Annotated in this window: 23 protein-coding genes; 12 read left to right on the top strand and 11 right to left on the bottom strand. The window is 66.6% G+C overall.

The features are described from left to right. Positions 1-41 precede the first annotated feature (41 nt). Genes FA743_RS02995 through FA743_RS02980 form a run of 4 tightly spaced genes read left to right on the top strand, consistent with a single transcriptional unit; the run spans position 42 to position 6,589 of the window. Positions 42-2,858 (top strand): TRAP transporter permease, encoded by a 2,817-nt coding sequence (locus tag FA743_RS02995; RefSeq protein WP_136884368.1) that lies wholly within the window; start codon positions 42-44, stop codon positions 2,856-2,858. Beyond that, a complete protein-coding gene (locus FA743_RS02990) occupies positions 2,851-3,276 on the top strand; it encodes a universal stress protein (protein ID WP_135816234.1) in 426 nt (141 codons plus the stop codon). Before FA743_RS02995 ends, FA743_RS02990 begins: the two co-directional genes overlap by 8 nt. A 3-nt stretch (positions 3,277-3,279) precedes the next feature. Further along, positions 3,280-4,944, top strand: a complete 1,665-nt coding sequence (locus tag FA743_RS02985) for a formate--tetrahydrofolate ligase (RefSeq protein WP_136884366.1) — start codon at positions 3,280-3,282, stop codon at positions 4,942-4,944. A 49-nt stretch (positions 4,945-4,993) separates the two neighbouring features. Then, on the top strand, positions 4,994-6,589 hold the full coding sequence (locus FA743_RS02980) for a peptide chain release factor 3 (protein ID WP_136884365.1): 1,596 nt from the start codon (positions 4,994-4,996) through the stop codon (positions 6,587-6,589). A 21-nt stretch (positions 6,590-6,610) separates the two neighbouring features. Here the strand turns inward: FA743_RS02980 and FA743_RS02975 are convergent, their stop codons facing one another. Genes FA743_RS02975 through FA743_RS02965 form a run of 3 tightly spaced genes read right to left on the bottom strand, consistent with a single transcriptional unit; the run spans position 6,611 to position 9,105 of the window. Continuing rightward, a complete protein-coding gene (locus FA743_RS02975) occupies positions 6,611-7,456 on the bottom strand; it encodes a transglutaminase-like domain-containing protein (protein ID WP_136884364.1) in 846 nt (281 codons plus the stop codon). After that, positions 7,456-7,878 (bottom strand): OsmC family protein, encoded by a 423-nt coding sequence (locus FA743_RS02970; protein WP_136884363.1) that lies wholly within the window; start codon positions 7,876-7,878, stop codon positions 7,456-7,458. Before FA743_RS02970 ends, FA743_RS02975 begins: the two co-directional genes overlap by 1 nt. A 60-nt stretch (positions 7,879-7,938) precedes the next feature. After that, positions 7,939-9,105, bottom strand: a complete 1,167-nt coding sequence (locus FA743_RS02965; RefSeq protein WP_136884362.1) for a deoxyguanosinetriphosphate triphosphohydrolase — start codon at positions 9,103-9,105, stop codon at positions 7,939-7,941. Between the two features lie 76 nt (positions 9,106-9,181). On the opposite strand from FA743_RS02965, the gene erpA reads away from it, so the two are divergent. Next, on the top strand, positions 9,182-9,508 hold the full coding sequence (erpA, locus tag FA743_RS02960) for an iron-sulfur cluster insertion protein ErpA (RefSeq protein WP_136884361.1): 327 nt from the start codon (positions 9,182-9,184) through the stop codon (positions 9,506-9,508). Here the strand turns inward: erpA and FA743_RS02955 are convergent. Beyond that, complete coding sequence (locus FA743_RS02955) at positions 9,505-10,041, bottom strand: hypothetical protein (RefSeq protein WP_136884360.1); 537 nt, start codon at positions 10,039-10,041, stop codon at positions 9,505-9,507. The two genes, erpA and FA743_RS02955, sit on opposite strands and share 4 nt — an antisense overlap. A 60-nt stretch (positions 10,042-10,101) precedes the next feature. Between FA743_RS02955 and xth the strand changes: the two genes are divergently transcribed. Further along, positions 10,102-10,887: an exodeoxyribonuclease III gene (gene xth / locus FA743_RS02950; RefSeq protein ID WP_136884359.1), complete on the top strand. Its 786-nt coding sequence runs from the start codon at positions 10,102-10,104 to the stop codon at positions 10,885-10,887. Here xth and FA743_RS02945 read toward each other — a convergent pair. Continuing rightward, entirely contained in the window at positions 10,884-11,771 is an 888-nt protein-coding gene (locus FA743_RS02945; protein WP_136884358.1) for a cation diffusion facilitator family transporter, read from the bottom strand. The genes xth and FA743_RS02945 overlap by 4 nt on opposite strands. Before the next feature lie 286 nt (positions 11,772-12,057). Here FA743_RS02945 and FA743_RS02940 point away from each other — a divergent pair, with 286 nt between their 5' ends. After that, a complete protein-coding gene (locus FA743_RS02940) occupies positions 12,058-13,206 on the top strand; it encodes a BCCT family transporter (protein WP_136884357.1) in 1,149 nt (382 codons plus the stop codon). A gap of 73 nt (positions 13,207-13,279) precedes the next feature. Here FA743_RS02940 and FA743_RS02935 read toward each other — a convergent pair whose 3' ends face one another. Genes FA743_RS02935 through FA743_RS02930 form a run of 3 tightly spaced genes read right to left on the bottom strand, consistent with a single transcriptional unit; the run spans position 13,280 to position 15,599 of the window. Then, positions 13,280-13,612, bottom strand: coding sequence for a hypothetical protein (locus tag FA743_RS02935; RefSeq protein ID WP_136884356.1), 333 nt, complete (start codon positions 13,610-13,612; stop codon positions 13,280-13,282). Beyond that, positions 13,612-13,743, bottom strand: coding sequence for a hypothetical protein (locus FA743_RS20765; protein ID WP_281281757.1), 132 nt, complete (start codon positions 13,741-13,743; stop codon positions 13,612-13,614). Before FA743_RS20765 ends, FA743_RS02935 begins: the two co-directional genes overlap by 1 nt. Then, entirely contained in the window at positions 13,743-15,599 is a 1,857-nt protein-coding gene (locus FA743_RS02930) for an extracellular solute-binding protein (protein ID WP_136884355.1), read from the bottom strand. Before FA743_RS02930 ends, FA743_RS20765 begins: the two co-directional genes overlap by 1 nt. A gap of 260 nt (positions 15,600-15,859) precedes the next feature. Here FA743_RS02930 and FA743_RS02925 point away from each other — a divergent pair, with 260 nt between their 5' ends. Then, the gene (locus FA743_RS02925; protein ID WP_136884354.1) at positions 15,860-16,642 is read left to right on the top strand and encodes a 3-hydroxybutyrate dehydrogenase; all 783 of its coding nucleotides are present in this window, start codon (positions 15,860-15,862) and stop codon (positions 16,640-16,642) included. A 181-nt stretch (positions 16,643-16,823) separates the two neighbouring features. Here the strand turns inward: FA743_RS02925 and FA743_RS02920 are convergent, their stop codons facing one another. Continuing rightward, on the bottom strand, positions 16,824-17,204 hold the full coding sequence (locus FA743_RS02920) for a baeRF12 domain-containing protein (protein ID WP_169308741.1): 381 nt from the start codon (positions 17,202-17,204) through the stop codon (positions 16,824-16,826). 52 nt (positions 17,205-17,256) lie between these two features. Further along, the gene (locus FA743_RS02915) at positions 17,257-18,459 is read right to left on the bottom strand and encodes a pyridoxal phosphate-dependent aminotransferase (RefSeq protein WP_136884352.1); all 1,203 of its coding nucleotides are present in this window, start codon (positions 18,457-18,459) and stop codon (positions 17,257-17,259) included. A gap of 59 nt (positions 18,460-18,518) precedes the next feature. Between FA743_RS02915 and FA743_RS02910 the strand changes: the two genes are divergently transcribed. The 3 genes from FA743_RS02910 to FA743_RS02900 all read left to right on the top strand — a co-directional run bounded on the left by FA743_RS02910 (position 18,519) and on the right by FA743_RS02900 (position 19,826). Continuing rightward, positions 18,519-18,890: a helix-turn-helix domain-containing protein gene (locus tag FA743_RS02910; RefSeq protein WP_136884351.1), complete on the top strand. Its 372-nt coding sequence runs from the start codon at positions 18,519-18,521 to the stop codon at positions 18,888-18,890. Continuing rightward, on the top strand, positions 18,883-19,191 hold the full coding sequence (locus tag FA743_RS02905) for a succinate dehydrogenase assembly factor 2 (RefSeq protein ID WP_246054805.1): 309 nt from the start codon (positions 18,883-18,885) through the stop codon (positions 19,189-19,191). The genes FA743_RS02910 and FA743_RS02905 overlap by 8 nt, the downstream gene beginning before the upstream one ends. 113 nt (positions 19,192-19,304) lie before the next feature. Beyond that, complete coding sequence (locus FA743_RS02900) at positions 19,305-19,826, top strand: MarR family winged helix-turn-helix transcriptional regulator (protein ID WP_169308740.1); 522 nt, start codon at positions 19,305-19,307, stop codon at positions 19,824-19,826. 72 nt (positions 19,827-19,898) lie between these two features. Here the strand turns inward: FA743_RS02900 and FA743_RS02895 are convergent, their stop codons facing one another. Continuing rightward, positions 19,899-20,327, bottom strand: a complete 429-nt coding sequence (locus tag FA743_RS02895; protein WP_136884350.1) for a VOC family protein — start codon at positions 20,325-20,327, stop codon at positions 19,899-19,901. 177 nt (positions 20,328-20,504) lie between these two features. Here FA743_RS02895 and thyX point away from each other — a divergent pair, with 177 nt between their 5' ends. Continuing rightward, positions 20,505-21,410 (top strand): FAD-dependent thymidylate synthase, encoded by a 906-nt coding sequence (gene thyX, locus FA743_RS02890; protein WP_136884349.1) that lies wholly within the window; start codon positions 20,505-20,507, stop codon positions 21,408-21,410. The last annotated feature ends 7 nt before the right edge of the window (positions 21,411-21,417 follow it).

Below are 21,417 nucleotides of genomic sequence, written 5' to 3'. Positions count from 1 at the left end.
CATGCCAGAATCATAAGAATTGCATCGCAGGGGGTGCCGTGATGAGCGACGAAGACAGGACCAGGGACCGCCAGCAGCAGGCTGCCGCCGTCGAGATGCAGGCCTCGGGCCGCGGAGAGCTCAGCCAGGCGGAGCTGGACGAACTTGTCGCCTCGTCCGACACGGGCGCGCGCACCCCGCCCGGCGCGGTGGGCAAGCTGATCCTGGGGGTGGCGCTGTGCTGGTCGCTGTTCCAGCTGTGGATCGCCTCGCCGCTGCCCTTCATGCTGAACTTCGGAATCATCAGCGCCACCGATGCCCGCGCCGTCCACCTGGCCTTCGCCCTGTTTCTGGCTTTCATGGCCTATCCTGCTGAAAAGTCCCCCTTTCAGCTGGTCCTGGGTGTCGGCGTTCCGGTCCTGCTGTCCGGGCTGTTCATCTATGCCGCCCCAAGCAGCATGCCGATCTGGTGGATCGCTTTGGCCGGGGCGGGCGTGGTCGCGGGCATCCTGCTGGGCAGCCCCAAATCCCGCGTGCCCCCTTGGGAATGGGCGCTGGCGCTGGTGGGCGTGGGCGTCACCATGTATGTCTTCGTCTTCAGCGACGAGCTGGGCGCGCGCGTCGGCGCGCCGATCACCCGCGACCTGATCGTGGCCGTCATTGGCATCCTGCTGCTGCTGGAGGCCACGCGGCGCAGCCTGGGTCCGGCGCTGATGATCGTGGCGACGGTGTTTCTGGTCTATGCCTTCATGGGCCCCTACATGCCCTCGATCATCGCGCATGGCGGCAACTCCCTGACCGAGGTCGCCAACCATCAATGGGTCACGACCGAGGGCGTCTTCGGCATCGCGCTTGGCGTCTCGACCAGCTTCGTGTTCCTGTTCGTGCTGTTCGGCGCGCTCTTGGACAAGGCGGGGGCGGGCAACTACTTCATCCAGGTCGCGTTCTCGCTGATGGGCCATCTGCGCGGCGGACCGGCCAAGGCGGCCGTGGTCAGCAGCGCGATGACCGGCCTGATCTCGGGCTCCTCCATCGCCAACGTGGTCACCACCGGCACCTTCACCATCCCGCTGATGAAGAAGGTGGGCTTTTCTAGCGAGAAGGCCGGCGCGGTCGAGGTCGCCTCGTCCGTGAACGGCCAGATCATGCCGCCGGTGATGGGCGCCGCCGCCTTCCTGATGGTCGAATATGTCGGCATCCCCTATTTCGACGTGGTCCGCCACGCCTTCCTGCCTGCCACGATCAGCTATATCGCGCTGGTCTATATCGTCCATCTGGAGGCGATGAAGGCCGGGATGGAGGGGTTGCCGCGATCTTACACCCCGCCGCCGGTGCTGCAGCGCCTGCTGAGCGCAGCCTTCATCATCGCGGGCGTCTGCGCCCTGTCGCTGATCGTCTATTACACGATGGGCTGGATCCGGCCCGCCTTCGGCAGCAATGCCCCTTACGTGGTCTTCGCGCTGCTGGGCGCCGCCTATGTCGGCCTCCTGTGGGTCGCCTCGCGCGAGGAGCCGCTGCAGATCGACGATCCCAACGCGCCGGTGACGGCCCTGCCGCTGCCGGGGCCGACGGTGCGCTCGGGACTGCACTTCATCCTGCCGGTGGTGGTGCTGGTCTGGGCGCTGATGGTGGACCGGCTGTCGCCGGGCCTGTCGGCCTTCTGGGCCACCGCCTACATGATCTTCATCCTGCTGACGCAGCGCCCGCTGATGGTCCTGCTGCGCGGCATGGACCGCACCGGCAACCGGACCACGGGCCGCGCCCTGCGCTCGGGGGCCGACGATCTGGTCGACGGGCTGATCAGCGGCGCGCGCAACATGATCGGCATCGGCATCGCCACGGCGACGGCGGGCATCATCGTCGGCGCGGTCAGCCAGACCGGCGTCGGATCGGCGCTGGCCGATGTGGTCGAGGTGCTGTCGGGCGGCAACCTGCTGGCCATCCTGGGGCTGACGGCGGTGCTGTCGCTGATCCTGGGGATGGGGCTGCCCACGACCGCGAACTATATCGTCGTCTCGGCGCTGCTGGCGCCGGTCATCGTGACGCTTGGCCAGCAGAACGGTCTGATCGTGCCGCTGATCGCGGTGCATCTGTTCGTCTTCTACTTCGGCATCATGGCCGACGTGACCCCGCCGGTGGGGCTGGCCTCCTTCGCCGCCGCCGCCGTGTCGGGGGGCGACCCGATCCGTACCGGGGTCGTGGCCTTCGGCTACAGCCTGCGGACGGCGGCGCTGCCGTTCCTGTTCATCTTCAACACCGACCTGCTGCTGATCGACGTGGGCTGGCTGCAGGGCATCTTCGTCTTCATCACCGCCACCATCGCCATGCTGCTCTTCGCCGCCGCCACCCAGGGTTGGTTCCTGGTCCGCAACCGCTTCTACGAGACGATCCTGCTCTTGCTGATCGCCTTCACCATCTTCCGCCCCGGCTTCTTCTGGGGCTATGCCTTCCCGCCCTTCGAGGAACGTCCCGGCACCGAGTTCGTGCAGGCGCTGGAGGGCAGCGAGGTCGGCGACGGTCTGCGGCTGCGCATCGCGGGGCTGAACGACATCGGCAACCCGGTCGAGTTCACCGCCCTGCTGCCCGTCCCCCCCGGCGAGACCGGAGAGGATCGGCTGGCCGCCTCGGGCATCGAGCTGATCGCGGATGGCGATCGGGTGATGATTGACAACGTGGCCTTCGACAGCCCCGCGCAGGCGGCCGGTCTGGACTGGGATCAGACCATCCTGGCGGTCAATGCACCGACGGCGGCGCCGTCGCGCTACTGGATCTATATCCCGGCCTTCCTGCTGCTGGCTGTGGTCGTCTGGCTGCAGCGTCGCCGCGAAGGGCCGGGGCCAGCCCCCGCAGACACCCGGAAAGGGCCCCGCCATGCATGAGACCGTGCTTCTGCCCATCGACCTGCAGCATCCCGAAAGCTGGGAAAAGGCCCTGCCTGCCGCCCGGGCCCTGGCCGGGGATCGCGGCGTGATCCACCTGCTGGGGATCGTGCATGACTTCGGTAGCTCGATGGTAGCGACCTTCCTGCCCAAGGGCTATGAACAAAGCGTCCTGCAGCAAATGAAGCAGTCGCTGGACGCCTTCGCCACCAAGCATTTCCCGGACGAGGCGCGGGTGCAGATCCATGTTGGCCACGGCCATGTGGCCGAGACGATCCTCAAGGCGGCCATCCGGCACAAGGCGGATCTGATCGTCATGGCCAGCGACAATCCCGACGAATTGCGCAGCATCCGCGTCAGCCGTGACGTAAACGCGGTGGTGCGGCACTCGCCCGTGTCCGTGATGGTGGTGCGTTAGGGAATGCAGACCGATCTTCAGATTGCCCGCGCCGCCAGCAAGCGGCCCATCGCCGATGTCGCCAAGCGCCTTGGCCTGACCTATGACCAGATCCTGCCCTATGGCCATGACAAGGCCAAGATCACCCACGAGGCGCTGGCCGGGCTATCGGGCCCCGAGGGTCGGCTGATCCTGGTCACCGCCATCAACCCGACCCCTGCGGGCGAGGGCAAGACCACCACCACCGTGGGTCTGGGCGATGCGCTGAACCGCATCGGCCAGCGCGCCACCATCTGCATCCGCGAGGCGAGCCTGGGCCCGAATTTCGGGATGAAGGGCGGGGCGGCTGGCGGCGGCCGCGCGCAGATCGTGCCGATGGAGGACATGAACCTTCATTTCACCGGCGATTTCCACGCCATCACCTCGGCCCACAACCTGCTGGCCGCGATGATCGACAACCACATCCACTGGGGCAACGCGCTGGATCTGGACACGCGCCGGATCAGCTGGCGTCGCGTCATGGACATGAACGACCGCGCGCTGCGCGACGTGGTGGTGGGTCTGGGCGGCCCGGCCAACGGGTTCTCGCGCCAGTCGGGATTCGACATCACCGTGGCCTCCGAGGTCATGGCGATCCTGTGCCTGGCACGCGATCTGGCCGATCTGCAGGATCGGCTTGGCCGCATCGTCATCGGCGAGACGCGCGACCGCCGCCCCGTCACCGCCCGCGACCTGAAGGCCGATGGCGCGATGACCGTCCTGCTGAAGGACGCGCTGCAGCCGAACCTTGTCCAGACGCTGGAGAACAACCCCGCGCTGGTCCATGGCGGCCCCTTCGCCAATATCGCCCATGGCTGCAACAGCGTCATCGCCACCCGCGCCGCCCTGCGCCTGTCCGACTACGTGGTGACCGAGGCGGGCTTCGGCGCCGATCTGGGGGCCGAGAAGTTCCTCAACATCAAGTGCCGTCTGGCGGGCTTGGCCCCGGCGGCGGTGGTGCTTGTGGCGACGATAAGGGCGCTGAAGATGAACGGCGGCGTCGCAAAGGCCGATCTGGGCACCGAGGATGCGGGCGCCGTCCGCGAGGGCTGCGCCAATCTGGGTCGCCATATCGAGAACATCCGCAGCTTCGGCCTGCCCGTCGTCGTGGCGCTGAACCATTTCGACGGCGACACTGAAGCCGAGATCGCCGCCCTGCAGGACTATTGCGCGGGCCAGGGGGTGCAGGCCATCCTGGCGCGGCACTGGGCCGAAGGCGGCGCGGGGGCCGAGGATCTGGCCCGCGCGGTGGTGGATCTGGCCGAAGGGGGCGCACAGTTCGCCACGCTCTATCCCGACGACCTGCCGCTCTGGGACAAGATCGAGACGGTCTGCACCCGCATCCACCGCGCCGGCGGGGTGGAGGCCGCGCCCGGCATCCGCGAGCAGCTGGCGGCGTGGGAGGCTGCGGGCCACGGCCGCATGCCGGTCTGCATCGCCAAGACGCAATACAGCTTCTCGACCGACCCCAGCCTGCGCGGCGCGCCGACGGGCCATGTGATCGGGGTGCGCGAGGTGCGGCTGAATGCGGGCGCGGGCTTCGTCGTGGCGATCTGCGGGCAGATCATGACCATGCCCGGCCTGCCGCGCCATCCGGCGGCCGAGGTGATCGGGCTGGACGATAAGGGCCAGGTCGAGGGGCTGTTCTGACGCGCCGGCCCCGATTGCGCCCCGCGCGCGGGCGCGCTAAAGCCCCTGCATGACAAACCGCCCCGACCTCCCGTCTGAGATCGCCCGCCGCCGGACCTTCGCGATCATCTCGCATCCCGATGCGGGCAAGACCACGCTGACCGAGAAGTTCCTGCTGTATGGCGGCGCCATCCAGATGGCCGGGCAGGTGCGCGCCAAAGGCGAGGCGCGGCGGACCCGGTCGGACTTCATGCAGATGGAGAAGGATCGGGGCATCTCGGTCTCGGCCTCGGCCATGTCCTTCGATTTCGACGGGCACCGCTTCAATCTGGTCGACACGCCGGGTCACAGCGACTTTTCCGAAGACACCTATCGCACCCTGACGGCGGTGGACGCCGCGATCATGGTCATCGACGGCGCCAAGGGTGTGGAATCCCAGACCCGCAAGCTGTTCGAGGTCTGCCGGCTGCGCGACCTGCCGATCCTGACCTTCTGCAACAAGATGGACCGCGAATCCCGCGACACCTTCGAGATCATCGACGAGATCCAGGAGAACCTGGCCATCGACGTGGCGCCGGTCAGCTGGCCCATCGGGGTTGGCCGGGAATTCATCGGCTGCTACGACATGCTGCGCGACCGGCTGGAGCTGATGGACCGCGCCGACCGCAACAAGGTCGCGGAGTCGATCAAGATCAACGGTCTGGACGATCCCGCGCTGGCCGATCACGTGCCCGCCGAGCTGCTGGCCAAGCTGCGCGAAGAGGTCGAGATGGCGCGCGAGCTGCTGCCCGCCTTCGACCGCAAGTCGTTCCTGGAAGGGCACATGACCCCCATCTGGTTCGGCAGCGCGATCAACAGCTTCGGCGTGCAGGAGCTGATGCAGGGCATCAGCACCTATGGGCCGCCGCCCCAGATCCAGAACGCCGCCGAACGCCAGATCGCGCCCGAGGAGACGACCGTCACCGGCTTCGTCTTCAAGGTGCAGGCGAACATGGACCCCAAGCATCGCGACCGCGTGGCCTTCGTGCGCCTCGCCTCGGGGCATTTCGAACGCGGCATGAAGATGGTGCATGTGCGGACGAAGAAGCCGATGTCCGTGTCGAACCCGGTCCTGTTCCTGGCCGCCGACCGCGAACTGGCGGAAGAGGCCTGGGCGGGCGACATCATCGGCATTCCGAACCACGGGCAGCTGCGCATCGGCGATGCGCTGACCGAGGGCGAGGCGCTGCGCTTCACCGGCATTCCCAGCTTCGCGCCGGAACTGCTGAACTCGGTCCGGGCGACCGATCCGATGAAGGCCAAGCATCTGGAAAAGGCGCTGATGCAGTTCGCGGAAGAAGGCGCGGCCAAGGTCTTCAAGCCGACCATCGGCTCGGGCTTCATCGTTGGCGTGGTGGGGGCGCTGCAATTTGAGGTGCTGGCCAGCCGGATCGAGCTGGAATACGGCATTCCCGTCCGCTTCGAGGGCAGCCAGTTCACCAGTGCCCGGTGGGTCGCCGGGCCGAAGCCCAAGGTCGATGCCTTCGTCGAGGTGAACAAGGGCCATCTGGCGTATGACCATGACGGCGATCTGGTCTATCTGACCCGGCTGCAATGGGACATCGACCGCATCGGTCGCGATCACCCCGAGATCAAGCTGACCGCCACCAAGGAGATGATGGTCTGAGGCGCATCGCCTCGGACCCCCTCACGTGCCGAACAGCATCCCGTCCAGCTCGTTGCCTTGCTCGTCGACGGGATGGCACCAGACGGTGAAGCCGGTCAGCTCATGCGCGCCGAAGCTGTTCATCAGCGGCACGTCGGCGGCGTCATGGCCGCGCGCCACGACCACCCGCCCGATCCGGCGTTCGTTGTTGCGCGGATCGAAGGTGTACCACTTGCCCGAGAGATAGACCTCGGTCCAGGCGGCAAAGTCCATCGGTGCATCGGCCTTGGGGATGCCGATATCGCCGACATAGCCGTTGACGTAGCGGGCCGGAATGTTCAGCGCGCGCAGATAGGCCAGCGCCAGATGCGCGAAGTCGCGGCACACGCCGATGCCGCCCTGCCGCGCGCCCGCCGCCGTGCGATAGACCGAGGCCGTGCCGTAATCGAAGGTCAGAAGCCCGTTGACGTGATCCACGATGGCCTGGACCCGGGTCCAGCCCGGCGTCACGCCTCCGAACAGGTCCCACGCTTCCTGGCTGACCAGATCGCTTTCGACATAGCGCGAGGCGGTCAGGAATCCGATGACCACGTCCGGCAGATCCTCGGCGCGCAATTCCTGCGCCGCCGGGTTGACCTCGTCCCAGTTGCCGCTGTCCAGCAGGGTCACGTCGCCCCGCAGCGTGAAGTCACCCGCCGGCGCGACCATGCGCCGGCAGATGTTGTTGTATCGGTCGTAATAGTTGTGGATCGGCACGTGAGGGTTGGTCGACACCATCTCGGGCGCGACGAAGTCGCGGTGCCGCGATATCTCGGGCGCAACCGTGCAGATCAGCGGCGTGGGCTGCGTGACGCGGATGCTGATCTCGTGACCGATCCGGATGCGCATCAGGCCACCGACGCGTCCATGGTGATCTCGGCATTCAAGAGCTTCGAGATCGGGCAGCCCGCCTTGGCTTTTTCGGCGACTTCCAGCACTTTCGCCTCATCCGCATCGGCGGTGATCTTCGTCGTCAGATGGGCCTTCTTCACGGCGAAACCGTCGCCGTCCTTGTCCATCGAGATGTCGCAGGTGGTCTGGATCGAGACGCCCGAAACGCCTTCCTGTTCCAGCATCATGGCCAGCGCCATCGAGAAGCACGAGGCATGGGCGGCGCCGATCAGTTCCTCGGGGTTGGTGCCGGGGCTGTCCTCGAAACGCGTGTTGAAGCCGTAGGGCAGGGCGTTCAGGGCGCCCGATTTGGTCGAAACCTGGCCTTTGCCAGCCTTCAATCCGCCATCCCATTGAGCCGATCCGGTGCGGGTGATCATGTGGTGTCCTTTTCGTTGATCTCACTGTCGCGGGCACAACGCCGCGACACAAGCCAAGGTTCAGATCGACACGGTGAACAGGCGGTGATGTTCCGCGATCGCATAGCGATCGGTCATGCCTGCGACGTAATCCAGCACCAGACGGGCCCGGTCGGTCTGGCTGTCCAGCGCCAGGGCCGCCGCGCGCCACTGGTCGGGCAGGCGGTCGGGATGGTCCAGATACAACGGGAAGAGGTCGTTCAGCATCGCCGTCACGCTGTGGCGTTCCACCACGACCGAGGGCGCGCGATACATGCGCTGGAACAGAAAGGACTTGATCGCCTTGATGTTCTGATAGAGCGGCTTGGAAAAGCGGATGATCGGCCCGTCCATCGCGCGGATGTCGTCGGCGCTTTGCGGCTGCAGCCCGGCCAGCCGGTTCTGCGCCACGGCGATCACATCCTCGACCATGACCCCGAAGACCCGGCGCAGCGCCTCGTAGCGGCGCCGGGTGGGGTCCAGATCGGGATAGCGGCGGTCGACCTCGGCAAAGGCGGGGCCGATGACGGGCAGTTCGGACAGCTCGGCCTCGGTGAACAGGCCCGCGCGCAGCCCGTCATGCAGGTCGTGGTGGTTGTAGGCCACGTCATCGGCCACGGCGGCCACCTGCGCCTCGGCGCTGGCATTGGTGTGCAGTTCCAGATCCCAGAGCGCGTTCACATCGGCCAGCGCATAGGGCAGGTCGCCGGTGATCGGCCCGTTATGCTTGGCGATGCCCTCGAGGCTTTCCCAGGTCAGGTTCAGCCCGTCGAAATCGGCGTAATGGCGTTCCAGCCGCGTCAAAATGCGCAGCGCCTGCGCATTGTGATCGAAGCCGCCATAGGGGGCCATCAGGGCCGCCAGCGCATCCTCGCCGGTATGGCCGAAGGGGGGGTGTCCCAGATCATGGGCCAGGGCCACCGTCTCGGCCAGGTCGGTGTTCAGGCCCAAGGTGCCGGCGATGGTGCGGGCGACCTGAGCCACCTCGATCGTGTGGGTCAGGCGGGTGCGAAAATAGTCGCCGCGATAGGCGTCGCCGTCATGTTCGACAAAGACCTGGGTCTTGTGCTTCAGCCGCCGGAAGGCGCTGGAATGGATGATGCGGTCGCGGTCGCGCTGCCAAGGCGACCGGAAGGTCGACAGGCTTTCGTCATGCAGACGGCCACGGCTGTCCTGAGGCTGGCAGGCAAAGGGCGCGAGTGCGGTCACGGGGTCAGGGCCTTCCTTGCGGGTCGCTGATGCAGACCCTATATTCCAAGTCTACCGCCGCATACGGGAACGCCCCATGAACCTGCCGCCCAAAGTCACCGAACGCGCCTTCGAACGCCTCTCGCAGATCAATGCGGGCAAGGATCCGGTCGCCCTGCGGGTCGCGGTCCTGGGGGGCGGCTGTTCCGGCTTCCAGTATGACATCCGCATGGAGGCTGCCGCCGAGGCCGACGATCTGGTGCTGGAGCAGGCGGGCCAGAAGGTTCTGGTCGATCCGGTCTCGCTGCCCTATCTGGCAGGCGCTGTCATTGATTTCACCGACGAGCTGATCGGCGCGCGCTTCGTGATCGAGAATCCCAATGCGACCAGCAGCTGCGGCTGCGGCACTTCCTTTTCCATCTAGTCGCAGGGCCTACTGCGGGTCGACAGGTCCGGGTCCAGCCAGCGCAGTTCCGTGCCAAGCGGCGTGGTCTTCGTGACGCGCTCGGTCGTCCATTCCGCGATCTGGCAGGTTGTGCGGTCCTGCCGGTCTGTGATGCGCAGCCCCTCCGCGTCCTCCTCCAGCGTGATCGACTGGCCCTCGCGCCGGTTGTTGGCGATGCGGAAGGGCAGGGGGCCGGGCAGGGTCGCGGCGGGGGCGCCGAACAGGTCCTCCGGGCCCTGCCAGTCCTCGGGCGGCCCCGGCGCCACCGTCACGCGATAATCGCCCGGCGGCACCAGCAGGCGCAGCACCGATCCGCCCCGCAGATAGGCGCTGATCACCTGCGCGCCGTCGCCATCGGTCAGCACGATGGCGTAATCCTGCCCCTCGGGGGCGCGGACCTGAAAGGGGATCGTCGCGGGCAAGGGGCTGGCCACCGCCAGCAGCCCCGTCGGCGGGCGGGTCTCGGCCCAGGCCAGCCCGGGCAGCAGCATCAGGATCAGGACGCGGATCATCGGGGCCTTTCAACGGCGCTTCAGGTTGCCAAACGCGCCACGCCCGCTAAAGATGCCGCCATGAAAATCGCAAGCTTCAACATCAACGGCGTCAAGGCCCGCATCCAGGCGCTGACCGACTGGCTGGCCGCGACCGATGCCGATCTGGTCGTCCTGCAGGAAATCAAGTCCGTCGACGAGGGCTTCCCGCGCGAGCATTTCCAGGATCTGGGCTGGCAGGTGGGGACCCACGGCCAGAAGGGCTTCAACGGCGTCGCGATCCTGTCGCGGATGCCCTTGGAGGACGTTACCCGGGGCCTTCCCGGCGACGACACGGACGAACAGGCCCGCTATATCGAGGCGACGGTGGTGGGCGCCCAGGCCGTGCGCATCGCGGGCCTCTATCTGCCCAACGGCAATCCCGCACCGGGGCCGAAATACGACTACAAGCTGGCCTGGATGGAGCGTCTGCGCCTGCGCGCCGCCGAGCTGCTGGCCTCCGAGATGCCGGTCGTCCTGCTGGGCGATTTCAACATCATCCCCGAACCGCGCGACGCCGCCACCCCCGAGGCCTGGACCGAGGACGCGCTGTTCCGGCCCGAAAGCCGCGCAGCCTTCCGCGCCATCGTCAACCAGGGCTGGACGGATGCGGTGCGCATCCGCGATCCGTGGTCCACGCGCGGGCCCTTCACCTTCTGGGACTATCAGGCGGGTGCGTGGAACCGCGACAACGGCATCCGCATCGACCACCTGTTGCTGTCGCCGCAGGCAGCGGATCTGATGATCGAGACCGGCGTGGACCGCGACGCCCGCGCGGGCGAGAAGCCGAGCGACCATGTCCCGGTCTGGGTGCGTCTGGCGGCCTAGATCACCAGCACGCCGGAATGCTTGGCCTTGTGTTCCGGCTCGACATGGATGGTCACCTGCGCGTCGGGCAGGCGGGCCATGATGCTGGCCTCGACCCGGTCGCAGATGTCATGGGCATCGGCGACGGTGGTCTGCCCGTCCACGACCAGATGGAAGTCGATGAAGGTCACCGCGCCCGCGTGGCGGGTGCGCAGGTCATGCGCCTCGAGCGCGCCAGAGGCCTTGTCCGAGATGATCTCGCGGATCACCGCCAGCGTGGTTTCCGGCACCGCCTCGTCCATCAGCCCCGACAGCGACGAGGCCATGACCTTCCAGCCCGACCACAGGATGTTGACCCCCACCAGCATCGCCAGAAGCGGATCCAGCACCGCCCAGCCCGTCGCGACGGCCAGCCCCACGCCCAGCAGCACCCCGGCCGAGGAGATGACGTCCGACAGCAGGTGCTTGCCATCCGCGACCAGCGCGGGCGACCGCAGCCGGCGCCCCTGCCGCAGCAGCACCCAGCACCAGACCGCGTTCAGCACGCCCGCGCTGGCATTGATCGCCATGCCCAGGCCCGCATCGGCAATCTCTCGCGGGTTCTGGAAGGCGTGCCAGGCCTCGCGCAGGATCAGCAGCGCGGCCGAGATGATCAGCACCCCCTCCAGCACGGCGCTGAAGAACTCGGCCTTGTGATGGCCGTAGGGATGGCCCGGATCGGCGGGGCGCTGCGCGACCTTGATCGCCACCAGCGCGGCCATCGCCGTCGCGACGTTGACGATGCTTTCCAGCGCGTCCGACAGCAGCGCGACCGACCCGGTCAGGCGCCAGGCCAAGGTCTTGAGCGCCAGCACGACAAGGCCCACGAGGATGCTGCCGGCGGCGATTTTCAGACTGTTCGACACAGGTTCGGTCCCCTTGTCGCTTCCACGATCCGGTCCGGCCAGCATCTGGCAGAAGCGGCGCCCCGTGCCAAGCGACCTTTTGCCGGCGTCCCGGCCACCGCCCGGCCTGCTGCGGGTTTTTGATTGACTGATCACTCAATTCATATCAAGCTTAGGGGATCAAACAAAGCTGCGGCGCGACAGGGCCGCGCCGGCGGCGATCCGGCAGCCCCGGCGCCTTGCGCGTGGCTGTGCGCCAGCGGGCGGTCGCGGCGCCCATCATTCGGACGACGAAGAAGGATCGCCCATGACGCCCATCATTACCGTCGCCTATCTCAGCGTGCTGGCCTGCGCGCTGTTCGTCCTGATCCGCTGGCCCCGCCTGCGGCTGCAGGGCGAAGAGCCCGTCGGCCTGTTCACCCTGATCGCGCTGCTGTTCACCGCCGGCCTGGACATGGGGCTGGTCATGCTGCCCCTGGCCGAGTTTCCCATCTATGAAGCCGACCCCGCCTTCGGCTTCACCAATGCCCTGGCGGTCGAGTTCGGCATGTGGGGCCCGCTGGTCTGGCTGATGTATTTCGTCGCCACCTTCTATTTCATCGTGCTGGAGCCGCGCCTGCAGCTGTTCCAGATCCCGGCGGTCAAGTGGATCTACAACCTGACGATCATCGCGACCTGCTCCTTCACCTGCTACCTGTTCATGTCGAACCTGCCCACCTATGCGCCCGACCTGTCGCAGGGCGCGGTCTGGGCGCTGGTCGTGGGGGTGATCGCCACGGCCGTCATCTCCAGCGGGAACATGGCGGTGATGAAATGGCTGGCGATCGCGTCCAGCTATGGCTTCGGGATGCTGGCCTTCACCGCGCTGGCGATGATCGCCTTCGTCTACAGCCGGGTGGATCTGGGCGATTTCACCGGCAATATCGGGCTGCTATCCGACTATTTCCTGCATCTGCCGCGCTTCGCGGTACCCATCGCCGACTATCACGAGTTCTACCTGTTCTGGTGGTTCGCCTGGTCGATCATGATCGGGCAGTTCGTCGCGCGATTCGTGGGCGGGATGCAGGTCTGGCAGCTGGCGCTGGCCATGGTGGCGCTGCCCGCGATCCCCTTGGGGCTGTGGTTCTCGGTCCTCTTCGTCTATCACCAGGGAGGCGTCACGATCCCCGGCTGGCTCAACTGGTTCATGATCACGGTCGGCGTGGTCTTCGTCATCAATTCGCTGGACAGCCTGATCCGCCTGTACTCCGCCAATCTGGGCTGGTCGCGCGAGAGGCTGGGCGACCGGGGCTATTATCCGCTGCATTTCGGCCTGCAGCTGGCGCTTGTCGGAGCTTACGTCTTCACGCCGTTCCAGATCCAGTGGGTCGGGCTGATCGTGGCGGGGCTGTACGGTCTGGTCTATCTGCTGCTGGCGCGCAGGCTGGCGCGGCTGAACGGCATCGGCGCCGCCTGAGCGCCCCATGCGAAAGGCGCCGCCCCGGAAACGGGACGGCGCCTGAGGGATCGCCCGGCGTCGAGAGGGCGGGTCAGTTGTCGCCGCGGTCCGAATCGTCGCCGAAGCGGGCATCGTCCGAATACTCGTCCTCGCCCTCGCCGACGAACTTGGCCGACAATGCGATCGAGTGGTTGTCATGGACCGGGTCCATCACGACATCCGACGGGATCTCGCCCACCAGCCATTCGCGCAGCTCTTCGCGGATCTCGGCGGGCTCCTGCCCGGTTGCCTCGGCCAGATAGGTCACGAAGGCGCGCTGGTCGCCGTCCACCTCGTCAAGATCGGCCTCGTCAGCCTCGGGCCATTTGTCGATGATCGCTTCATAGAAGGCCGACCAGTTTTCTTGAACATGGTGCCATTTCATCAGTAACCTCCTGTCGGCAGGCCGCCCTGGAACCAGCGCGCCGCCCCTGTGATATCCTCGCCGACGCCGGCGACGGTGTTGCAGCCTGCCAGAATCGAGCAGGTCAGCAGTGTAACCCAAAACATGCGCATCAGTTCGTCTCCTGCCACCAGACTTCGGGCAGAAAGCCCGGCCAGTCTCCGTAAATGGGAATCGTGTCGGGATATGCCAGATCGGCGGCATGTGCCAGCCGCGACACCGGCGAAAAGCTGACCGGGATCACGTAGCGCCCCGCCATCAGCACCCGGTCCAGCGCCTGGACCGCGGCGGTGAACTCTTCGGCGGTCTCGGATCCGACCATTGCGTCGATCATCGCCTCGGCGGCGGGGCTGTCCATGCCCATCCAGTTGCGGCTGCCGGGCGTCGTGACCCCGTCGCGGCCCCAATACAGCCGCTGCTCGGTGCCCGGCGACAGCGACAGCCCGCGTTCGTACCAGGTCATGTCGAACTGGTAGTTGTTGGTACGTTCCACATATTGCGCGGCATCGGTCAGCGTCACCTGCGGGGTGATGCCCAGGGGCCGCAGCGCCTCGACATAGATGTTCACGATCTGGCGAACCTCGGACCCGCTGCGCATGGCGGTGCCGTTCTGGTTCAGCAGGATCTCGAAGGCGAAGGGCTGGCCGTCGCCGTCGCGCAGCTGGCCGTCCTGGATGGTCCATCCCGCCTCGGCCATCAGCGCCATCGCGCGGCGGATGCCGGCGCGGTCCATCGCGCGGTCGGACCCTTCGGGCAGGGCATAGCCCTCCAGCGCGCCGGGGGGCAGGCTGGCGGCATGAGGCTCCAGCAGCGCGGCCACCGGGCCCGTGGCGGGGTCGTGATCCATGCCGAGGATCGAGTTCGAGAAATACGAGGTGATGCGCGGATCGGCCCCGCCGTTCAGGGTCTGGTTGATGAAGCGGAAATTGAACATCTCGATCATCGCCTGACGCACGCGCCAATCGGCAAAGATCGGGTTGCGGGTGTTCATGGCCAGCCCGACGATCCCCGAGGGCCGTTCGTTCGGGATCTCGGACGTGACCACCTCGCCGCGCGTGACCAGGGGGAAGTCGTACTCGGTCGCCCAGTTCTGCGCCGACAATTCGCGCCAGACGGTGACCTCGCCGGCCTTGAAGGCCTCGAACATGGCATTTGCATCGCCGAAGTAATCATAGCGGATCATGTCGAAATTGTTCACCCCGGCCATCAGGGGCAGGTCGCGGCCCCAATAGTCGGGATTGCGGCGAAAGCTGATCGCGCGGCCCGGATCGACCCGGTCGATGACATAGGCGCCGCTGCCGATCGGCGGCTCCAGCCCGGATGCGCCGAAATCATGCCCCTCCCATTGCGCCTTCTTCAGGACGGGGCGCAGGCCCATCAGCAGGGGCAATTCCCGGTCGGCCTCGGTGAAGGTCAGGCGGACGCCGTGATCGCCCACGGGCGCGATCCGGGCGACCTTGGACCAAGCGCTGTGATAGCGGGGATGCCCTTGGGTCCCGAGCGTCTCGTAGGACCAGATCACATCTTCGACGGTGACCGGGCTGCCATCGGAAAACCGCGCCTCGGGGCGCAGGATGAACTCGACCCAGGTCCGGTCCGGGGCCACCTCGACCGTCTCGGCCAGCAGGCCATAAAGGGTGAAGGGTTCGTCGATGGACCGCATCATCAGTGATTCGGTGACATGCACGCCCACGCCCCAAGCCGCATTTCCCTTGAGAACCCATGGCTTGAGGCTGTCGAATCCCCCCGGTTCGGCCAGGCGAATCATGCCGCCCTGCGGCGCCTCGGGATTGGCATAGGGAAGATGCGCGAATCCCTGTGGCAGGGCAGGTTCTCCATAGATTGCAATGCCATGGGCCGGCGCGGCAAGGCTTGCCAGAGGCATTGCTGCAACACCGCCTGCCACGACCCCCAGACCTGCGACAAGCCCTTTGAGCGCGTGATTGTTCAGCTTTTCAAAGATTCGCATTGCCCGCCGCCTTGCCGTTTCTTGTTTGCCCGCGATAACAACAGGCTTGACCGGCGGGCGTCAACCGATGCTGGAAGATCGCTGTTGGACTCGCGCGTTTCCTCGCGTATAAACAGGACACTGCTCGATAGGTTTCTTGCCTGTATGAAACCTGCCTCATGACTTGCGCCCGCCTTGTGCGGGCGCCTTTTTTTTCGGATGCTGCCCCCGCAAGGCCGATCCTGCGGGGTCCGGCTCATCCGCAAGTCAAGGAGCAGCCGATGTTCGAGAAATTCCTGAAGGGCAAGACCGCCGTGGTGACCGGATCCAATTCCGGGATCGGTCTGGGCGTGGCCGAGCGTCTGGCCCGGGCGGGGGCCGACGTGGTCCTGAACAGCTTCACCGACACGGACGAGGATCACGCGCTGGCCGGGAAGATGGCCGCCGAGCACGGCGTCGCCGTCCGCTATATCCAGGCCGACATGTCCAAGGGCGACCAGTGCCGCGCGCTGATCGAAAAGGCCGGCGCCTGCGATATCCTGGTCAACAATGCGGGCATCCAGCATGTCGCGGCGATCCCTGATTTCCCGGCGGCGAAATGGGATGCGATCATCGCCATCAACCTGTCCTCGGCCTTCCACACCACGGCGGTGGCGCTGCCGATGATGCGGGCGGCGGGCTGGGGGCGGGTGATCAACATCGCCTCGGCCCACGGGCTGACGGCCAGCCCCTACAAGTCCGCCTATGTCGCGGCCAAGCACGGCATCGTTGGCCTGACCAAGGTGACGGGGCTGGAGACCGCGCGCGAGCCGATCACCGCCAATGCGATCTGCCCGGGCTATGTGCTGACCCCGCTGGTGGAAAGCCAGATCCCCGACACGATGGCGAAATACGACATGGGGCGCGAGGAGGTGATCGAGAAGGTGCTTCTGGAACGCCAGCCCTCCAAGGATTTTGCCACCACCGATCAACTGGGCGACACGGCGGTGTTCCTGTGCAGCGACGCGGCGGCGCAGATCACCGGCACGACGATCAGCGTCGATGGCGGCTGGACCGCGCTTTGACCGGAACCTGACGGCAATTCAGCGGGTTGCCGCCCGATCACATCAGGGAGAGGGTCATGAAAGGCATCGTCGCTTGGTTTCTGGGGGTTCCGGTCGTGGTGATCGTGATCCTCTACGTCCTTGGCCTCTTCTGATGCGCAAGGGACGCCCCGCCAACTGCGGGGCGTCCTTCGAGACAGGATCAGAGCAGGCTGTTCTGGATCGCCTGAATGTCGGAATTCGTCAGCGTCTTGGCGATCTCCTTGCGCAGCCGCAGCTGCAATTCCTTGTGATAATGCTTGCGCATCACCCCCAGGGTCGAGGGATCGGCGATGATGGCGATATCCTCCAACCGGTTCTTGAGGACCATCGCGTTCAGGTGACGCGTCAGCTGCAGGGCAAAGCTCGCCTCCTCCTCGTCGCGGGGCGAGATCTCGTCCAGCTGGGCCGTGGGGCCCGAGGTCAGGCTGTCAGGGGTGACCTTCTCGGTTTCGGTCAGTTCCAGCCCGTGCTTGGCGATGTTGCGGAAGATGGTGGCGGAATGGCCGTCCGCGACGACCACCACAGCGTTGTGGGGCAGCATTGTCAGCTCCTTCTTTGTCTGCTCGTCGCGCTTCAACGCGGGCTGGGGCGGGCTAGTTGCAGCCCGCGCAGAACCGGCGGATGCGCGCCATCGCATCCTGAAGGATCTCGTCGGCGGTCGCATAGGAGATGCGGAAATGCGGCGACAGGCCGAAGGCCGCGCCAAAGACCACCGCCACGCCTTCCTCGTCCAGCAGCGCATTGGCGAAGGCCTCGTCGCTGTCGATCAGCGTGCCGCCCGCGCTGGTCTTGCCGATCAGACCGGCCATCGAGGGATAGACATAGAACGCCCCCTGCGGCACCGGGCAATCGAGCCCCTCGCAGGCGTTCAGCCCCGCCACCACCAGATCGCGGCGCCGCTGGAACACCGCCCGGCTGTCGCGCACGTAATCCTGGGGCCCCTCCAGCGCGGCCTCGGCGGCATATTGGCTGACCGAGCAGGGGTTCGAGGTCGATTGCGACTGCAGCTTGGCCATGGCCCGGATCAGCGCCTCGGGCGCCGCGCCATAGCCGATCCGCCAGCCGGTCATGGCATAGGACTTGCTGACCCCGTTCATGGTCAGCACCCGGTCCTTCAGGCGCGGCTCGACCTGGCCCGGGGTGCAGAATTCGAAGCCGTCAAAGACAAGGTGTTCATAGATGTCGTCGGCCAGGATCCAGACCTGCGGGTGGCGCAGCAGCACCTCGCACAGCGCCGCCATCTGCGCCCGGTCATAGCCCGCCCCCGAGGGGTTCGAGGGCGAATTGAGGATCAGCCATTTGGTGCGAAGCGTGATCGCGGCCTCCAGCGCCTCTGGGGTCAGGCGGAACCCTGCCGCCTGGTCGCAGGTCACGACGACCGGGGTGCCGCCCGCCAGCAGCACCATGTCGGGATAGCTGACCCAATAGGGCGCGGGCACGATCACCTCGTCGCCCGCGTCCAGCGTGGCCATCAGCGCGTTGAACAGGATCTGCTTGCCGCCCGTGCCCACGGTGATCTGCGAGGGCGCATAGTCCAGCCCGTTCTCGCGCGCGAACTTGTCCGCGATGGCGCGCTTCAGCGACGGCGTGCCGTCCACCGCCGTATAGCGGGTATGGCCCGCGTCGATGGCGGCCTTGGCGGCGTCGCGCACATGCAGGGGCGTGTCGAAATCGGGCTCTCCGGCGGACAGGCTGATGATGTCGCGCCCCTCGGCGGCCAGTTCGGCGGCGCGCATGCTCATCGCGATGGTGGGCGAGGGCTTGATGCGGGCCAGCCGGTCGGAAATGAACGCCATCGGGGCACCCCTTGCTGTCGGTTTGATCTGTCGGCCCGCATGGCATACGCTGAGCCTTCATGTGCCACAAGCAGGGGATGGAGCGGATGGACAGCTATGCCGAGCCGATGGCGACCCTGGGCGACCGGCTGACCGCCGCGCGCGAGGGGGCGGGCCTCGATGTCGCCGCGATGGCCGAGGCCCTGGGCCTGCGCCCCGAGACGCTGGAAGGGTGGGAGGTCGATCAGGCCGAACCGACCGCCTCGCTGATGGGACGGATCGCCACAGTCACCGGGGTCTCGCCCGTCTGGCTGTTGACGGGGCAGGGCGCGGGACCCAAAGACGACCGTGCGGGTGCCGATCTGCGGGCCGAACTGGCCGATCTGCGCCGACTTCTGGCCGAGGCCAGCGCCCGCGTGGAACGTCTGGAAGAGGCTTTGTCCCATGGCTGAGACGATGGAAACCCCCGAACACCGCCTGAAGCGCCTGCACATGCGCAGCTGGCGGCGCGGCATGAAGGAGATGGATCTGATCCTGGGCCATTTCGCCGACGACTGCCTGACCGGGCTGACCGCCGAGGATCTGGACCTCTACGAGCGGATGCTGGGCGAGAACGATCAGGACCTGTACCTGTGGGTAACCGCGCAGATGGGGCAGGCGGACGGTCCCGATCGCGGCGCGCCGGACATCCTGGCCCCGATGCTGGACCGCATCGCCACCCATGCGGTCGGGCGCCTGTCGGGAAATCCCTAAAATCCAAGCGAACAGGGCGGTGAAACGCGCTGTTTTCGATGCAAAATTAACCGGGTCTTGTCCTTTCCCCTGCAAAGGTCGCATCAGACGAACAGGACAGGACGACCCGCCCCATGCTTGCCCCTGCACCCCGCGATCCGCGCCCGACCGCCCCCGCCGCGTCCGACCCCCTGCCGGACATGACCCAGGCCTATCTGGAATCCCTGCAACTGCTGGAACGGATGCACCGGCTGATGCTGGATCTGGTCAAGGACGAATTCGAACGGCTGCGTCAGGGCGACCTGACACCGGTCCAGGCGATGATCCTCTACAACCTGGGCGAGGCCGAGGTCTCGGCCGGGGAATTGCGCTCGCGCGGGATGTATCAGGGCTCGAATGTCAGCTACAATCTGAAGAAGCTGGTGGCGATGGGCTATGTCCACCACGAACGCTGCGATCTGGACCGCCGTTCGGTCAAGGTGCGGCTGACCCCCGAGGGGCAGGCCATGCGCGAGATGGTCCGCCAGCTGTTCATCCGCCATGCCGAAGGGCTGGCCATGTCCGGCGTGCTGGAGGATCCGCCGCTGCCGCAGGTCAACCTGCAATGCCGCCGGATCGAGCGCTTCTGGGGCGACCAGATCCGCTACATCTACTGACGCCCCGTTTCCGTGTCTGCGGCCATCGCGGGGCTCCGCGACGGCCGCAACGGGTCTTACCAGCTGCCAGCCTTACCAGCTTCCGGTGTTCTCCATGCTGGCCCAGGGCTCCTGCGGCGCCAGCGCGTCGCCCTCCTGCAGCAGTTCGATCGAGATGTTGTCGGGGCTGCGCACGAAGGCCATGTGGCCGTCGCGGGGGGGGCGGTTGATCGTCACACCCGCATCCTGCAGCCGCTGGCACATCTCGTAGATATTGCCGACGCTGTAGGCCAGATGGCCGAAATGCCGGCTGTCCGAGGGCAGGCCCTCGTCGCCGTCCCAGTTGTGGGTCAGTTCGACCGGGCATTCCGGCTGTCCCGGAGGCGCCAGGAAGATCAGGCTGAAGCGGCCCTTGTCATTGTCGATGCGGCGGGTTTCCTCCAGCCCCAGCAGGCGGAAGAAGTCCATCGTCTTGTCCAGGTCCTTCACGCGGACCATCGTGTGCAGATAGCGGATGTTCATGGGGGTCTCCTTTGACGTCTCGCCGGGGACGGTGCCACGGCGGTGCAGCCCCTGCAACAAATTGCCGGTCGGTCGGTTCCTCACCCCGATGCCGCAGCGGACACGCGCCTTCGTCGTTGAACCTGTCGCCGCATTCGTGGCAAGGGAGGCCTGACATTCGCCCATGAGGACTCCGCCATGCCCCTGACCCCCGACCAGCAGGCCGAGATCGACCAGCAGCGCAGCCAGCCGCGCCAGACCCTGCGCGCCGTGTCCGAGGGGATGGAGAAGCACCTTTATGTCGCCCATCCGGTCCTGGATCACGGGCTGGTCCGGGTCGTCGACTACATGGGCGACGATGCGGCGATCTGCCAGGCGGCGCGGGTCAGCTATGGCACCGGCACCAAGTCGGTGCAGAACGACGAGGGGCTGATCCGCTATCTGATGCGGCACTGGCACTCGACGCCCTTCGAGATGTGCGAGGTCAAGTTCCACGTCAAGCTGCCGGTCTTCGTGGCCCGCCAGTGGATCCGCCACCGCACCGCCAATGTGAACGAATATTCCGCGCGCTATTCGATCCTCGACCGCGAGTTCTACATTCCCGCCCCCGAGCAGCTGGCCGCGCAATCGGCGCAGAACAACCAGGGCCGGGGCGAGGTGCTGGCGGGCGACGAGGCGCAGCGCGTGCTGGACCTGCTGCGCGAGGATGCGATGCGCAGCTATGACCATTACGAGGCGATGCTGAGCCAGGACGGCCAGCAGGGGCTGGCGCGGGAATTGGCGCGCATGAACCTGCCCGCCAATATCTATACCCAGTGGTACTGGAAGGTGGACCTGCACAACCTGCTGCATTTCCTGCGCCTGCGCGCCGATGCCCATGCGCAATACGAGATCCGCGCCTATGCCGACCTGATGTGCGACATCACCCGCGATTGGGTGCCCGCCGCCTTCAACGCCTTCCGCGACTACCGGATGGATGCGGTCAGCCTGTCGGCCCAGGGGGCGGCGGCGCTGAAGCGCCGCCTTGCCGGCGAGGCGGTCACGCAGGAGACCTCGGGCATGGGCGCGCGCGAATGGCGCGAGTTCCAGGCCGACTGGGGCTGAGCCCCGC

The sequence above is a fragment of the Paracoccus gahaiensis genome, assembly GCF_005048225.1.
Taxonomy (GTDB): Bacteria; Pseudomonadota; Alphaproteobacteria; order Rhodobacterales; family Rhodobacteraceae; genus Paracoccus; species Paracoccus gahaiensis.
The sequence above is the reverse complement of the archived record's forward strand: the minus strand, read 5'-3'. Positions and strand labels throughout refer to the sequence as shown.